At 65.2% G+C, this 13,948-nt stretch carries 12 protein-coding genes; 7 read left to right on the top strand and 5 right to left on the bottom strand.

Annotation, left to right across the window (positions count from 1 at the left end; translation table 11 throughout):
* Nucleotides 1-93: 93 nt before the first annotated feature.
* Both ppc and art_RS15250 read right to left on the bottom strand, forming a co-directional pair.
* Nucleotides 94-2,913: a phosphoenolpyruvate carboxylase gene (gene ppc / locus art_RS15255; RefSeq protein ID WP_038466167.1), complete on the bottom strand. Its 2,820-nt coding sequence runs from the start codon at nt 2,911-2,913 to the stop codon at nt 94-96.
* Between the two features lie 136 nt (nt 2,914-3,049).
* Nucleotides 3,050-3,610: an SRPBCC family protein gene (locus art_RS15250; protein ID WP_038466164.1), complete on the bottom strand. Its 561-nt coding sequence runs from the start codon at nt 3,608-3,610 to the stop codon at nt 3,050-3,052.
* 98 nt (nt 3,611-3,708) lie between these two features.
* On the opposite strand from art_RS15250, the gene art_RS15245 reads away from it, so the two are divergent.
* Complete coding sequence (locus art_RS15245; RefSeq protein ID WP_038466161.1) at nt 3,709-4,515, top strand: DUF1684 domain-containing protein; 807 nt, start codon at nt 3,709-3,711, stop codon at nt 4,513-4,515.
* 102 nt (nt 4,516-4,617) lie between these two features.
* Here art_RS15245 and art_RS15240 read toward each other — a convergent pair whose 3' ends face one another.
* Complete coding sequence (locus tag art_RS15240; RefSeq protein ID WP_038466158.1) at nt 4,618-5,841, bottom strand: acyl-CoA dehydrogenase family protein; 1,224 nt, start codon at nt 5,839-5,841, stop codon at nt 4,618-4,620.
* Complete coding sequence (locus art_RS15235) at nt 5,838-6,611, bottom strand: 3-hydroxyacyl-CoA dehydrogenase (RefSeq protein ID WP_157875444.1); 774 nt, start codon at nt 6,609-6,611, stop codon at nt 5,838-5,840. The genes art_RS15240 and art_RS15235 overlap by 4 nt, the downstream gene beginning before the upstream one ends.
* A gap of 158 nt (nt 6,612-6,769) precedes the next feature.
* Here art_RS15235 and art_RS15230 point away from each other — a divergent pair, with 158 nt between their 5' ends.
* Nucleotides 6,770-7,831 carry a glycoside hydrolase family 76 protein gene (locus art_RS15230; protein WP_052136617.1) on the top strand — a complete coding sequence of 354 codons (1,062 nt, stop codon included), beginning with the start codon at nt 6,770-6,772 and terminating at the stop codon, nt 7,829-7,831.
* A gap of 48 nt (nt 7,832-7,879) precedes the next feature.
* Here art_RS15230 and art_RS15225 read toward each other — a convergent pair whose 3' ends face one another.
* A complete protein-coding gene (locus tag art_RS15225; RefSeq protein WP_038466153.1) occupies nt 7,880-9,145 on the bottom strand; it encodes a PLP-dependent aspartate aminotransferase family protein in 1,266 nt (421 codons plus the stop codon).
* A 95-nt stretch (nt 9,146-9,240) separates the two neighbouring features.
* Between art_RS15225 and art_RS15220 the strand changes: the two genes are divergently transcribed.
* From art_RS15220 to art_RS15200, 5 genes are all read left to right on the top strand, one after another.
* Nucleotides 9,241-9,750, top strand: a complete 510-nt coding sequence (locus tag art_RS15220) for an Lrp/AsnC family transcriptional regulator (protein WP_367643787.1) — start codon at nt 9,241-9,243, stop codon at nt 9,748-9,750.
* A 169-nt stretch (nt 9,751-9,919) separates the two neighbouring features.
* Nucleotides 9,920-10,594 (top strand): fasciclin domain-containing protein, encoded by a 675-nt coding sequence (locus tag art_RS15215; protein WP_082000332.1) that lies wholly within the window; start codon nt 9,920-9,922, stop codon nt 10,592-10,594.
* Nucleotides 10,595-10,703: 109 nt separating this feature from the next.
* A complete protein-coding gene (gene sigK, locus art_RS15210; RefSeq protein WP_367643738.1) occupies nt 10,704-11,252 on the top strand; it encodes an ECF RNA polymerase sigma factor SigK in 549 nt (182 codons plus the stop codon).
* Nucleotides 11,252-12,109 carry an anti-sigma factor gene (locus art_RS15205; protein ID WP_038466147.1) on the top strand — a complete coding sequence of 286 codons (858 nt, stop codon included), beginning with the start codon at nt 11,252-11,254 and terminating at the stop codon, nt 12,107-12,109. The genes sigK and art_RS15205 overlap by 1 nt, the downstream gene beginning before the upstream one ends.
* A gap of 183 nt (nt 12,110-12,292) precedes the next feature.
* The gene (locus tag art_RS15200) at nt 12,293-13,924 is read left to right on the top strand and encodes a molybdopterin-dependent oxidoreductase (RefSeq protein WP_052136616.1); all 1,632 of its coding nucleotides are present in this window, start codon (nt 12,293-12,295) and stop codon (nt 13,922-13,924) included.
* Nucleotides 13,925-13,948 lie beyond the last annotated feature (24 nt).

Genomic DNA, 13,948 nt, shown 5'->3' with positions numbered 1-13,948 from the left:
CGCCCCGAGCTTACGAAGGGAGGGAGGGCGTGGGTGGGCCCACGCGCCCGAGGGACCCGCCCCGAGCTTGCGAAGGGCGGGAGGGCGTGGGGACTATCCGGTGTTGCGGAGGCCGGCAGCCACACCGTTGATGGTGATGAGCATGGCGCGTTGCAGGCGCTCATCAACGTCAGCCTTGGTGATGTCGGCTTCGCGGACGCGGCGCAGCAGCTCCACCTGGAGGTAGGAGATCGGGTCGAGGTACTGGTCGCGGACGTTCAGTGAACGCTTCAGCAGCGGCTGGTTGTCCAACAGCTCGGCCTCGCCGGTCAGCAGCTGGATTTCAGCCACCGTGAGGTCATACTCGGCACGGATCGTGGCGAACAGGTGCTGCAGTTCGGTGGGAACCAGGGTGGCCACGTAGTGTGCGGCAATGGCCATGTCCGTCTTGGCCAGGGTCATTTCCACGTTGGAGATGGTGGAGGAGAAGAAATGCCAGTGTTCCAGCATTTCCTTCAATTCGTCACCGTGGCCGGCCTCGCGGGCAGCCTTCAAGCCTGACCCCACGCCGAACCAGCCGGGCACGATCTGCCGTGACTGGGTCCAGCCGAACACCCACGGGATGGCGCGCAGGCCGCCCAGGCCGGCGCCGGAGTCGGGGCGCTTTGACGGCCGTGATCCAATGTTCAGCGAGCCCAGCTGCTCCACAGGCGTTGACGCCAGGAAGTAGGCCGGCAGGTCGTCGTGGTCGATCAGCGTCCGGTAGGTGCCGAAAGCAGCGTCGGACATGACCTCCATAAGATCGCCGAAGCGGCCCAGGTCATCCTCGGAGTGGCGTGGCGCCTGGTGCAGTGCGGAGCCCTGCATGACGGCGGCCAGGGACAGTTCCAGGTTTTCGCGGGCAAGTTCCGGCAGTGAATACTTGTCGGAGATGACCTCGCCCTGCTCGGTGAACTTGATGGCACCTTCCAGGACGCCGTTGGGCTGGGCCATGATGGCGTCATAAGTGGGCCCGCCACCGCGGCCCACGGAGCCGCCGCGACCATGGAACATGCGCACGTTCACACCGTGCTTCACAGCGACGTCGCGCAGCTTGCGCTGGGTCTTGTGGATCTCCCACTGCGAGGTCAGCACACCGGATTCCTTGTTGGAATCCGAGTAGCCGAGCATGATTTCCTGCACGTTGCCGCGCAGGCGCACCAATTCGCGGTAGGCAGGGTCAGAGAGCAGCTGGTCAACAATCTCAGCCGATGCGCGCAGTTCGTCAACAGTTTCCAGCAGCGGGGCAAAACCGATCTTGGCGTAGCGGTTCTCGCCGGTCAGCTGGACGAGCCCGGCCTCGCGGGCCAGCACGGCAGGGGCCAGGACGTCGTCGGCGCCGCGGGTCATGGAGATGATATACGTTTCGATGACATCCGGGCCGTAGGTGCGCAAGGCGCGGCGCACCACACGGAAGACGTCGTACGTGCCGTTCGCTGCGCCGTCGAGCTTAATGGGGTGACCGGACAACGGACGCTGGCTGGCAAGCTCCGTGCTCAGCACGGCCATGCGCTCGGCCCGGTCAAGCTCGGCGTACGGCGTGCCCAGCTCACCGACGCGGTCAACGAGCTGTCCGACGGCGTCATGGTGGTGGTCTGCATGCTCGCGGATGTCCAGGGTGGCCAGGTGCAGGCCGAAGGAGGAGATGGCGCGGCGCACCGAGGCGAGGGCACCGTCGGCCACCAGGGTGGCGGAGTTGTTGCGCAGCGAGGACTCCAACAGTTCCAGGTCCGAAATAAGCTCGGAGGTGGCGCTGTAGTCGCGGCCGTGCTCGTGGTAGGCGTCGGCGGCAACACGCTTCTGGGTGTTGATCAGCTTGGCCTTGATGCAGGTCAGCTTCAGGCGGTAGGGCTCATCGGCGTTGAGCTCCAGGACGCGCGGGTCAAATCCGGGCAGCTTTGCCAGGTCGGCGGCGATGGAATCGGTCAGCGCCACATCGGCTCCATAGAGGGCACTGGAGTTGGAGAGCACGCTGAGCAGCTCATCGATCAGGGACAGCGAGATCTTCACGGCGTTCTGGTTCTGCAGGATCAGGACTTCGCGGGTGACCTCTGAGGTGACGTTCGGGTTGCCGTCGCGGTCGCCACCGATCCAGGAGCCGAAGCGCAGCGGGGCGGCGTCGGGCGGCAGGGTGACGCCGTGCTCGCCGAGGAGGTCGCTGAGCTCGGTCAGCACCTCGGGCATGGCGTCGGTGAGGATGTTGCGCAGGTAGTAGATGGCGTTGCGGGCCTCATCCATGGGGGTGGGGCTGACCTTGCGCAGCTCATCCGTCTGCCACATCTGGTCGATGATTTCGGCAAGCTTGCGGTCCTGGCGGGCCCGGGCTGTGGAGCCTTCCTCGGACGGGGTGGCCAGGATGTCGGAGAGCTTGCGGATCTTGTCCAGCACCGAACGGCGCGATGCCTCGGTGGGGTGGGCGGTGAAGATGGGCCGCACGTCGAGCTCGTTGACAACCTTCTGCAGCGCCTCGGTGCCGGCCTGGTCGGCGATTTCGGTGACGGCCTTGGCCAGCCAGCCGTCCTTCTCGGGGCGGGAGCGCAGGCTGCGCACACGGTGCACCTGCTCGGCGGCGTTGGCCAGGTGGAAGTAGAACGCAAAGGCGCGGACCAGATCCGTTGCCTGCTCGAGCGGCAGGGAGGCGAGGACTTCGCGGACCTGCTCTGCGACGTCGTTCGCGCTCCAGGGGCCGGTGCCGGTCTCACCGCGGGCGGCTTCCTTGGATTCCTTGGTCAGCAGGCGGACCTGCTCCACCATGGCGAGCAGCTCGGGTCCGTGCTGGCGGACGAGCGATTCGCCCAGCAGCGTGCTGACCCGGCGCACGTCACGGCGCAGATCGGTATCCTGCTGCGGGTCCTCTGCGCCATTTTCGGCGGTTGTTGGCAAGTCTGAGCTCATGAGTCAGCGTCCTTACGGTCTGTGAATCTGGGGTGCTCGTATGCGGCGTTGAATACGGTTTGGCCCAAGACAGGGCCTTTTGGATCCTACTTGGCGCGCGCGATCCGGAGCCAATCCGTCTCAAATAATGACGGCACTACCCGGCGGCGTACAGGGCATGAATTTCCTCCCAACACGGGTAGAAATCATCCCACCAGAGCTGCCAGTCAACGCTTTTGCCCTCCAACGCTTCCTGCAAATGGTCGAGGTGCACGTGCCACCCGGCCAGCGACATCAGCACCACTTCGGCCGGCACGGCGACGGTGTTGCGAAACAGCAGCTTGGTGCCGTTCCCCTCTGGTTTCAGTTCGATCCGGATCCGCCCATGCATGGAGTTGGAGATTTCCAGCAGCCGCGGCGCCTCCGCCTCGATGACGCGCCCGTACCACCAGTCGGTTTCGATCCCGTGGCCTTCGTCCTTGACGTTGAGCCATTTCAGGTCGAAGGAGGAGCCTGCTTTGGCCATTCCACGGATTTTGGCCCACCACAGTTGCGTTTTTTCGGGCTCGGTCAGCATGGCCCACACAGCCTCGGGAGCTGCGTCGTAGTGACGGGTGAACACCAGTTCCGTGCGCTCTTCGTCCACGGAGGCGAAAGTGCCCAGCGGGAAACGAGTCATGTCCTTGTTGAACTCTGCGTTCGATGCGTCTAATGCCATGGCCCCATTCTTCCACCCCACGCAAGCCCCGCCGGAATAGCCGCCCGCGCCCGCCCGTTGTGCTTACAGTGGACCAACCACGCATCCGAAGGAGCACCATGAGCACCAACACCGCCGAACTCGACCGCCTCACCCAGCGGTGGGAACGCTTCCGCACCGGCCGCAACACCTCCCTGGCCACCGAGCACGGCTGGCTCACCCTGACGTCCTTCCAGTGGCTGCCCGCCACCCCTTCCACGCTGGCCGGGGTCCCCGGTCTGTGGAGTTTTGCAGGCACGACGGCGTCACTCACCGCCGCTGCTGACGATCACCTCACGCTGGTCTCCACTGAGGTAGAGGTGGTTGGCACCATCACGGCCGAGCTCACCGACGAGCAGTCCCTCATGTGGGTTTCCCATGGGTCGGCGGTGGTTGAGCTGGGCATGCGCGCCAACCGCTACATGATCCGCACCCGCGACTCCCATTCACCCACGCTGACGTCCTTCACAGGAGTCCCGGTGTTTGAGTACGATCCCGCACTCGCCGTGACCGGCACCTTCACCCGCTTTGCGGAACCCCGGGCGGAGACCATCAACACGGCCAATCCCGACGTTCCCGGTGTGGCAATGCTGGTGGGCGAGGTGTCCTTTGAACTAGATGGCTTCAGCTATGCGCTCGCCGCCGAAGAGGGCGCGCTCGGCTCACTGGTCGTCACCTTCCACGATGCCAGCAACGAGGTCTCGAGCTCGCATTGGCGCAAGCTGGAACTGACCAAGCCGCGGCCGGACGGCTCCGTGGTGGTCGACTTCAACCGTGCCATCAACTACCCCAGCGCCTTCAGCGACTACGGCACCTGCCCGGCACCTGTTGCCGGCAACTCCCTGCCCGTGGCTGTCGAGGCCGGCGAGCGCGACCCGCGCAATTAATCACCCTCACCCAGATCGAGTACGCAGTTGTTGGACCGATTTCATCAAATTTTGGCGTTTTTGGTCCAACAACTGCGTACTCGATTTTTATGGGGGCGGGAGCTAGACGATCGCGGAGACCCCTGTGATTGCCCGGCCGGCGATGAGCGTGTTGATCTCGTGCGATCCCTCGTAGGTGTAGATCGCCTCGGCATCGGCAAAGACCTTCGCCATCCCGAAGTCGCTGACAATACCGTTGCCGCCCAGGATCGAGCGGCCCAGCGCCACGGTTTCACGCATGGCGGCCGTGGTGTGCGCCTTGGCCAGCGCCACCTGCGCCATGGAGGGGCGCAGCTGACCGTCTGGCCCGGCACCGCCCGACCCCGAAACAGCCGATGCGTCCTGCAAACCCGCAACGCGCACCATCATGGCCAATGAGGACGTGGCGTTGCCCAGCATCGTCACCAGCTGCGACTGGACCAGTTGGAAGGACGCGATCGGTCGGCCAAACTGCTCCCGCGACACGGCATAGGCGCGGGCAATGTCAAAGGCGGCCAGTTGCTGGCCCACAGCCTGCCAGGCCACCGAGATGCGTGATCCCAGCAGCAGCTTGTTGGTGTCTTCAAAGGAATTCACCGCGGAAATCCGGTCCGCCTCCGGCACCCGCACATCCGTCAGGGTGATGTGCGCGTTCTGGACCGTCCGCAGCGCAATCTTGTTTTCAATCTTCACCCGGGACACCCCGGGCAGGTTTGCGTCCAGGAAGAAGCCGCGCACCTGTCCGGTTTCGGCATCCCTGGCCCAGAGCAGCATCCGCTCGCAGAACGTCCCATTGCCAATCCAGCGCTTGGCGCCGTTGAGCACCCAGTGGGTGCCGCCGTCGTCCGTTACCTGCAAGGCGGTGGTGACCATCCCGCCGGCAACATCGCTGCCATGGTCCGGCTCGGTGAGGGCGAAGGCGCCGGTGCTCCGCAGCGCCACGGCGTCGGCGAGCATGCGCTCCTGCTGCTCCGCGGAACCGAAATCGATGAGCGCCTGGACGAAGAGGTCGTGGTGGACCAGGAAGAACGTGGCAAGGGAGGTGTCCACCCGGGTCATCTCCGCGACCACGAGCCCGGTGAACAGGTGGCTGTAGCGGCGGCGGTCCGGGGCGGCGAGGTCCAGCGCGGCGATCTTGGGCAGGATATGGGCCGGGAAGTCGGCGTCGTTCCACCAGTCGATGGCAAAAGGCGCCACCTCGGCGGCCAAAAATGCCCGCAACTCCGCCAGCTTCGCCTTCTCGGGCGGGCTCAGCAGCGCCTCAAAGTCGTAAAAGTCCGCGGCGGGCAGCTCCGGCACAGGACTCATTTGGGCGACATCCGGATGGCGCCATCGAGCCTGATGGTCTCGCCGTTGAGCATGGCGTTGGCAACGATGTGCTCCACGAGCGCCGCATACTCGGCCGGTTTGCCGAGGCGGGAGGGGTGCGGGACCTGCTGGCCCAGGGAATCCTGTGCGGTCTGCGGCAGCCCCGCCAGCATGGGCGTCTCAAAAATGCCGGGCGCAATCGTGACCACCCGGATCAGCGAGCGCGCCAGCTCCCGCGCAACGGGCAGGGTCATGGCGGCCACGGCACCCTTCGATGCCGCATACGCGGGCTGGCCGATCTGGCCGTCAAAAGCCGCAACCGACGCGGTGTTCACAATGACGCCGCGCTCCGGCCCGAACTCACCCGCGAGCGGTTCGGCGGCGGCCATCGCCTCGGCGCACAGCCGCAGCACATTGAACGTGCCCACCAGGTTGATCTGGATGACGCGGCTGAACTGCTCCAGCGGCAACACGCCGTCCCGCCCCAGCACCTTCCCGGGAGTTGCCACGCCTGCACAGTTCACCACGATCCGCAGCGTCCCCAGCTCCGACGCTGCAGCGATCGCGGCACGTATCTGTTCCTCGTTCGTGACGTCGGCCGCGGCAAATACGGCCCGCTCCCCCAATTCCGCCGCCAGTCCGGCACCGTGTGAGTTGGGCAGATCGACCAGCACGACGGCGGCTCCCGCAGCATGCAGGCGCCTCGCCGTCGCCGCCCCCAGGCCCGACGCGCCGCCGGTGATGAGGGCGACTGTGCCGTTTGACGAAATTTCCATGGTTCCTCCTCGTTGAGGTGCGTCCTGTCCCGGAACCGGGAGCAGGGGGAAGCAAATGTTGCGTTAATGCATACTAACCAAAGTCCCGGGGCTTTGGCGGCGTGGCCGCCTGCCTGCGGACACACGCACCGGCCAACAGTACGCTGGAGTCCATGACACGCCAGTTCAAGGACCCCGCGGCACAAGCTGAGGACTGGGCTGCCCTGGCCCGCGACGGCGCCACAACCGTCAACACGACGTTCGGGCACCGACTCATGGGCCTGCCGGGCACCTGGATTGGCGCCATCGCCGCACCCGCGGCACCCGCGGCACAGCGCCCCACGCCGTGGTCGGAATGGCACTACTGGTGGCAGGCGCACTATCTCGACGCCATCATCGACGCCGGATTCCAGGGCCTGGAACACGGCGAGCGCGCCACCGCCCGCCTCGAGTTGCGACGGGCCCAACAGCTCCTGCGCGGCATCATGCTGCGCAATTTCGGCCGCTTCCCCAACCACTACTACGACGACATGGCGTGGCTGGCGCTAGCAGCCGGACGGCTCAATGAACTCTCGCTGCGGCTGGCCGCCCGCCCCGCACGCCTGGCCCTCTTCGCCACGAGAACGCTCACCCGCCACCTCCATTCCGCCCACGATTCAGTGCTGGGCGGCGGCCTCTACTGGTCCCGGAAACGCGATTTCAAGAACACCCCCGTCAATGGCCCTGCCGCCTTGCACTTTGCCCGGATCGGCGAGCGTCAGGGCGCCGCGGCGATTGCAGACTGGCTGCGCCGGGAGCTGTTCAGTCCCAAACTTGGCCTGTACATTGACGGCGTCCATCCCACGCCCCCCACACCTGCCACGCCCACCGGCCGCAGCGTGGAGCACACCATTTACACCTACAACCAAGGCCCCATCCTGGCCGCCCTGCTGGAACTGGGGCGCCCGCAGGACCTGGAACAGGCGGCCGCGCTCATCGATGCCGTCAAGGTGCAGCTCAGCACGCCCGGGGCCGGTATTCGCCTGGAGCCAGGCGGTGACGGCCGCTTGTTCACCGGCATCCTGTGCCGCTACCTCGCCCTTGCCGCACGTGACGAAAGGCTGCCGGCGCAAAGCCGGGACACGGCGTCGTGCCTCATCCGGGAAACGGCGCGGAAAGTCATTGACCAGGAACCGCGGCAGCTCTCGGGCGCCGTGCAGCGGTGGATGCTCTTCTCGGCGGCCGCCTCCCTTTAAGTACGACGGCGCTTTAAGCACGACGGCGCCCGGCCGGCGGCAGGTGCCTCAGCGTGTGGCAGCCTCTTCCAATCCGGCCTGTTCCGACGGTGTTGGCGCCAGAGCATGGTCAAGATCGGCCATCAAGTCGGCCGGGGATTCAAGCCCGATGGACAGCCGGACCAGGTTCGCGGAGGGCCTGGCCTCGGGGGCGACGGGGCGGTGGGTCAGCGCTGCCGGGTGCTGGATGAGCGAATCCACGCCGCCCAGGGACACCGCGTGCGTGAACAGCCGGACACTGGAGGTCAGCTTTTTGGCCGCCTCGAAACCGCCGCGCAGGCTGATGGACACCATGGCACCGGGGCCGGACATTTGGTGCCGCAGTAGGCCCTTCGGGTCGCCGTCGAAGCCCGGGAAGTGGACCTTCTCCACGGCTGGATGGTTCGCCAGCCAGGCCGCGATCTGTTGGGCACCCTCTTGCTGGGCACGGACGCGGACCGGCAGTGTGGCAAGCCCGCGGTGCAGGAGGTAGGCGCCGAGCGGGTGCAGGATGGCGCCGGTGATGGCGCGGACGCGGCGCAGGGACTCCGCCATTTCCTCGCTGCAGGCGATGACACCACCCACGGCGTCGCCGTGCCCGCCAATGTATTTCGTGGCGCTGTGCAGCGACATGGCCGCGCCGAGGCTGATCGGGTTTTGCAGCACCGGCGTGGCAAAGGTGTTGTCCACCAGGACCGGGACGCCGTCAGATTGCGCAACGACATGGCGGATGTCCACCAGGTCCAGGGTCGGGTTGGCCGGTGTTTCCAGAATGACCAGGACGGTGGTGTCGCGGATCGCGGCGGCCACTCCGTCTTCGTCGCAGAACGTGGTTTCCACACCCAGCAGGCCCGAATCCAGCAGGTGGTCGGTGCCGCCATAGAGCGGGCGCACAGCCACAATGTGTGGCAGGGCCGAGGCGCTGCCTGACACTCCGCGCGACCGTGCCTGCGGACCGGCCGAACCGGGCGCAGGCTTGCTGGCCAGGATCGCCGCTGTCACGGCCGCCATGCCCGAGGCAAAAGCCACGGCGGCCTCCGCCTTTTCCAACGCAGCCAGGCCAACTTCAAAACGCGCCACCGTGGGGTTCCACAGCCGGGCGTACACATTGCCACCCTCGGCCAGCGGGTGCCCGCCCGTGGCCATCGACTCGTAGGAGTCCCCGCCATGGTCGATGTCCGGCAGCGGGTTCGTGGTGGACAGGTCGAGGGGGAGGGCGTGAACGCCCAGTGCGCTCAGGTCTTCGCGCCCGGCATGCACGGCCTGCGATTCAAGGTTCAGATATTCAGCAGTCATGCCACAACCCTGAACGAACATGCAATAAATGGCTAGATAGTTGGGTGAAAGACCAATAGAATCGGCCCAATCGGCATTTCTCACCACCAGCAGGCATTGAGACGGGCATCACCTCGGAGAAAAAACAGCGGGCCGCAACCGTAACGGCGGGCCTGGACCACACCGATCTGGACATCCTCCGGGCCCTGTCCGCGGACGGCGGCCTGACCAACAAGGCCATCGCGTCGCGGCTGGGCCTGGCCGAGTCCACCTGCGCGAACCGCCTGCGCCTCATGCGCGATTCCGGAGTCATCCTCGGCAACCGCGTCACACTGAACTTGGCCGGCTTGGGCTTCCCCATCCAGGCCATCATCAAGGTCCGCCTCGGCAGCCACAACGCCGAACATGTTAACGCCCTCTACACCGCACTCACCCAGGTCCCCGGCGTCATTCACGCATTCCATGTGGCCGGCGAGGACGACTTTCACCTGCACGTCGCAGTGGAGAGCCCCGAGGCCCTGCGCGATCTCGTGCTCAAACACGTCACGGTCAACCGGGTGGTCCGCCAGACTGAGACGCAGCTGATCTTCGAGGCCCGCCACGGAATCGGAGTCCTGGGAAACTAGGAAACTCCTGTCACAAAACTTTTTCCTGTCTTTTCCAATCCGCAGTGAGAACCGCTCCGAAGTACTCCCTGACAGCCCAAACGGACCGCAGAATTTACGGCACCGCCCCTGGGAAGCAAAACGGAATCCTTCCGCTTTCACACTACGGAGAATCATCATGAACACCACAATGAAGTTTGGAAACCGTAAGAGCCTCAGCCTCGGACTGGGCCTCTTGGCCATCACCGCACTGGGCATCACTTCCTGCAGCGGTGGAACCACAACCAGCCCCACCACGGAGGCTCCGATGACTTCGGAAGCACCGATGAGCTCGGCGGCGCCCAGCAGCATGGCCCCCATGGCCGATGAAGGACTCGTGGGCTCCGGATGCGCAGCCTACGCAGCAGCCGTCCCCAGCGGCGCCGGCTCGGTGGCCGGCATGGCTGCGGACCCCGTGGCCACGGCGGCCTCCAACAACCCGCTGTTGAAGACCTTGACAGCGGCTGTTTCGGGGCAGTTGAACAAGGACGTGAACCTCGTTGACACGCTGAACTCCGGCGAGTTCACGGTGTTCGCCCCGGTGGATGACGCCTTTGCAAAGATCCCGGCTGAAACCATTGACGGGTTGAAGACGGACTCGGACACCCTGACGTCCATCCTGACCTACCATGTGGTCCCCGGCCAGCTGGCTCCCAGCAAGGTTGACGGCACACACGCCACAGCGGAAGGCAGCGACCTGACGGTCACCGGAAGCGGAGACAATCTGGAAGTCAACGGCGCCAAGGTCATCTGTGGTGGTGTCAAGACGGCCAACGCCACGGTGTACCTGATCGACACGGTCCTGATGCCGCCGGCCAAGAAGTAATCCGCCAGCGTCAAAAAACCGCAACACAGATCGAAGGAATGGGCTCGTGAATGAGGAACGTGGCACTGTAGATCCTATGCGTTTACCCTGGCTACGTTCCGTGGAACCCATGGCACCTCCCACCCACGAAGAATTAATCCGCCTCGTCGCCCTCGGCGACGAGGCGGCCTTCGAGGAACTCTACGACGCCGTGGCGCCCCGGGTTTTCGGGTTGGTGCGGCGCGTGGTCCGTGACCCAGCACAAAGCCAGGAAGTAACCCAAGAAGTCTTCGTTGATATTTGGACGCAGGCTTCCCGCTTTGACGCAGACCGGGGAAAGGCCATGTCCTGGATATTAGTCATTGCCCACCGCAGGGCAGTGGACAAGGTGCGGGCCAGCCAGGCCAGTAGCGAGCGGGACCTGCGCCAAGGAATCAAGGAGTACCAGGAAAGTTACGACGATGTCGCCGACACCGTCGAATCGCAACTGGAGGCAGAACGTGTCAACAAGGCCCTTGAGTCATTGACGCCGCCGCAGCAGGAAGCCATCCGGTTGGCCTACTACGGCGGGTATACACACCAGGAAGTAGCCGAACTGCTCAAGATCCCGGTCGGTACTGTTAAGACAAGGATAAGAGACGGCATGATCAGGCTCAGGGACAGGTTAGGAGTGGCGTGATGGAACAACAATTACATTTACTCACCGGCTCCTATGCCTTGAACGCCTTGGGCGAAAAGGAACGCGGCGACTTTGAGCGCTACGCGTTGACAGACGCCCAAACCTTGGAAGAAGTCCGCACACTCAGCGAAACGGCCGCACTACTGGCCTACGGCACGCCTACCGAAACCCCACCCCCGGCCTTGAAGGCCGATGTCATGGCGGCGATTCGCAACACCCGCCAACTTCCTGCCGCCTCCGTAGTCCGCGATATTTCCACGGCGACGGGAACCTCGGCCCGAAGCCGTTCGGCGAGCGGCCATCGAGCAGGGCGTCCGGCAGATGCGCGTCAGCCAGCTGACAACGATTCGCGACGGCGCTGGCTTCCTGCGCTCAGCACCGCCGCAGCACTGGTGATCTTCGCCGGCGTTGGCTTGGGCGGCTGGGTCGCCGGACAAGCCGCAACGCAGCGGGACATGGAACAAAAAATTGTTGCCATCGCCGCACAACAGCAAGCAGCCCAGGCCCAACAGGAAGCCGTGCTCGGCATCGTCAGCTCCCCCGATGCCAAGCTCGCCACCACTGCATTATCCGACGGCGGATCCGTGACAGTTGCGTCGTCGGGCAAGGCCAACAAGGCCGCTGTCATGGTCCAGGACATGCCACCACTACCGTCCGACAAGACGTACGAACTATGGTTCATTTCTGCCGCGGGCGCTGTTCCGGCCGGACTCATGGCCAACCACGATCCCGCCGTTGCCGGCATGCAGGTGCTCAACGGCCCCCTGGGCGGGGCCACCCATGTGGGGATCACGGTGGAACCTGCGGGTGGCTCACCGGCCCCGACCACCACACCCGTCGTGGTGCAGGCGCTCTAACACCCATCGTGGTGCAGGCTCCCCAACATCCGCTGTGGCGCCTGCGCCACAGCGGATGTTGGGCTCGTCGCAAAGAATCTAGCTCACCGGGCAATCCGGCGAACGCGTGGCTCCGAAGTACAAGAAAGCACTTCCACCGGCTTCCACGAGCGGTGGCCACGTAACCGTTTCAAGGAGCCTGACATGGGCAAGCGAAGCACCACCACACGACACATCAACTGGCACAGCACGGCGGCAGGATCGCTTACGGGCATCATCGCGGCAGGCAGCCTCTTCGCTGTGGCCGAGCTGGGCTCGGCCTTCTTTGGGCCGGCGGCCTCCCCCCTGACCTCCGTTGGATCCACGTTCATCGACTTCACCCCGGCCTGGCTGAAGAACTTCGCGATCGCCACCTTCGGCACCAACGACAAACTCGTCCTGTTGATCTCCATGGCCGTTGCGGCGGCCGTGCTGGCGGCGGTGGCTGGCGTGGTGGCGCGGCGAAACTTCAGGACCGGTGCTGCCATGGTGCTGGGTTTCGCCCTCGTCATGGCGTTGTCCATCATCACCCGCGCCGGTGCCGGGGTATTTGACCTTGTGCCACTCCTGCTCGGCACCGGGGCCGGCCTCTGGGTGCTGCGCTACCTCACGGATGCGGCGCGCGGTTCCGCCACCCGCCCGGCATCACCAACACAATTGCATGGGCCTGAGGGGCCGACGGCGGCCGGCACCACAGCGGCCCCCGTCCCGGACGTTGCCCCATCACCCAGCAGACGCGCCTTCCTGATGCGTTCGGCAGCGGTGGCTGGCGTGGCCGTCGTCGTCGGTTTCGGTGGGACGCTGCTTTCCACGGCCCGCAATACTGCGGTTGCGGTCCGGGAGGCGCTGAAACTCCCTGCACCCAAGACCAAGGCGGCCCCGCTGCCCGCCGGCGTGCAGGCCCCCGTGGACGGTGTCACCCCGTTCGTCACACCCAACAACGACTTTTACCGCATCGACACGGCCTTAATTGTTCCCGAAATTGACCCGGCCAATTGGGAACTGCGCGTCCACGGGATGGTGGAAAATGAATTCACCCTGGGTTTCGAGGAGCTGCTGGCACAAGAGCTCATTGAGTCATATGTGACCCTGACCTGCGTCTCCAACGTGGTGGGCGGAAATCTGGCCGGCAATGCCAAGTGGCTCGGCTACCCGCTGCGCGAGGTCCTGGCCCGCGCCAAGCCCAAGGCCGGGGCAGACATGGTGCTCTCCACCAGCATTGACGGTTTCAGCGCCTCCACCCCCCTGCCGGTATTGCAGGATAGTCGTGACGCCATCTTGGCCGTGGGAATGAACGGGGAACCGCTGCCTCTGGAACTTGGCTTCCCCGTCCGCATGGTGGTGCCGGGACTGTACGGATTTGTCTCAGCCACCAAATGGGTTGTGGACCTGGAAGTGACCACCTTTGCCCAAAAGGCAGGCTACTGGACCTCGCGCGGCTGGTCCTCACACGGGCCCATCAAGACCGCTTCCAGGATTGAGGTGCCGCGCGCCCTGGCCAGGGTTCCGGCCGGGAAGGTCGCCATCGGCGGCAGCGCCTGGGCCCAAACCACGGGCATCTCCAAGGTTGAGGTCCAGCTCGACGGCGGGGCCTGGCAGCTTGCCGAGCTGGCGGCGGAGGCGTCGGTGGACACCTGGCGCCAATGGTCCTATTCCTGGGAGGACGCAACGGCGGGTACGCACACGGTCAGGGTTCGCGCCTACGACGCCGACGGGCAGTTGCAAATTCAAGAGCAGGCCCCACCGGAGCCCGACGGCTCTTCAGGGTGGCATTCCATGACGTTCACCGTGGTCTAGCCACGATCCCAAGACCCGTGCCGG

Origin of the sequence: Arthrobacter sp. PAMC 25486, assembly GCF_000785535.1 — a bacterium.
Taxonomy (GTDB): Bacteria; Actinomycetota; Actinomycetes; order Actinomycetales; family Micrococcaceae; genus Specibacter.
Note: the sequence above shows the minus strand (reverse complement) of the source record. Positions and strands in the feature narration are given on the sequence as shown.

Bases quoted from the DNA above. Each gene is read 5' to 3' on its own strand.
- art_RS15245 (WP_038466161.1), top strand. From the start codon at position 3,709: ATGAGCACCAACACCGCCGAACTCGACCGCCTCACCCAGCGGTGGGAA.
- art_RS15240 (WP_038466158.1), bottom strand. From the start codon at position 5,841: ATGAGTCCTGTGCCGGAGCTGCCCGCCGCGGACTTTTACGACTTTGAG.
- sigK (WP_367643738.1), top strand. From the start codon at position 10,704: ATGGCACCTCCCACCCACGAAGAATTAATCCGCCTCGTCGCCCTCGGC.
- ppc (WP_038466167.1), bottom strand. From the start codon at position 2,913: ATGAGCTCAGACTTGCCAACAACCGCCGAAAATGGCGCAGAGGACCCG.
- art_RS15250 (WP_038466164.1), bottom strand. From the start codon at position 3,610: ATGGCATTAGACGCATCGAACGCAGAGTTCAACAAGGACATGACTCGT.
- art_RS15230 (WP_052136617.1), top strand. From the start codon at position 6,770: ATGACACGCCAGTTCAAGGACCCCGCGGCACAAGCTGAGGACTGGGCT.
- art_RS15225 (WP_038466153.1), bottom strand. From the start codon at position 9,145: ATGACTGCTGAATATCTGAACCTTGAATCGCAGGCCGTGCATGCCGGG.
- art_RS15215 (WP_082000332.1), top strand. From the start codon at position 9,920: ATGAAGTTTGGAAACCGTAAGAGCCTCAGCCTCGGACTGGGCCTCTTG.
- art_RS15205 (WP_038466147.1), top strand. From the start codon at position 11,252: ATGGAACAACAATTACATTTACTCACCGGCTCCTATGCCTTGAACGCC.
- art_RS15200 (WP_052136616.1), top strand. From the start codon at position 12,293: ATGGGCAAGCGAAGCACCACCACACGACACATCAACTGGCACAGCACG.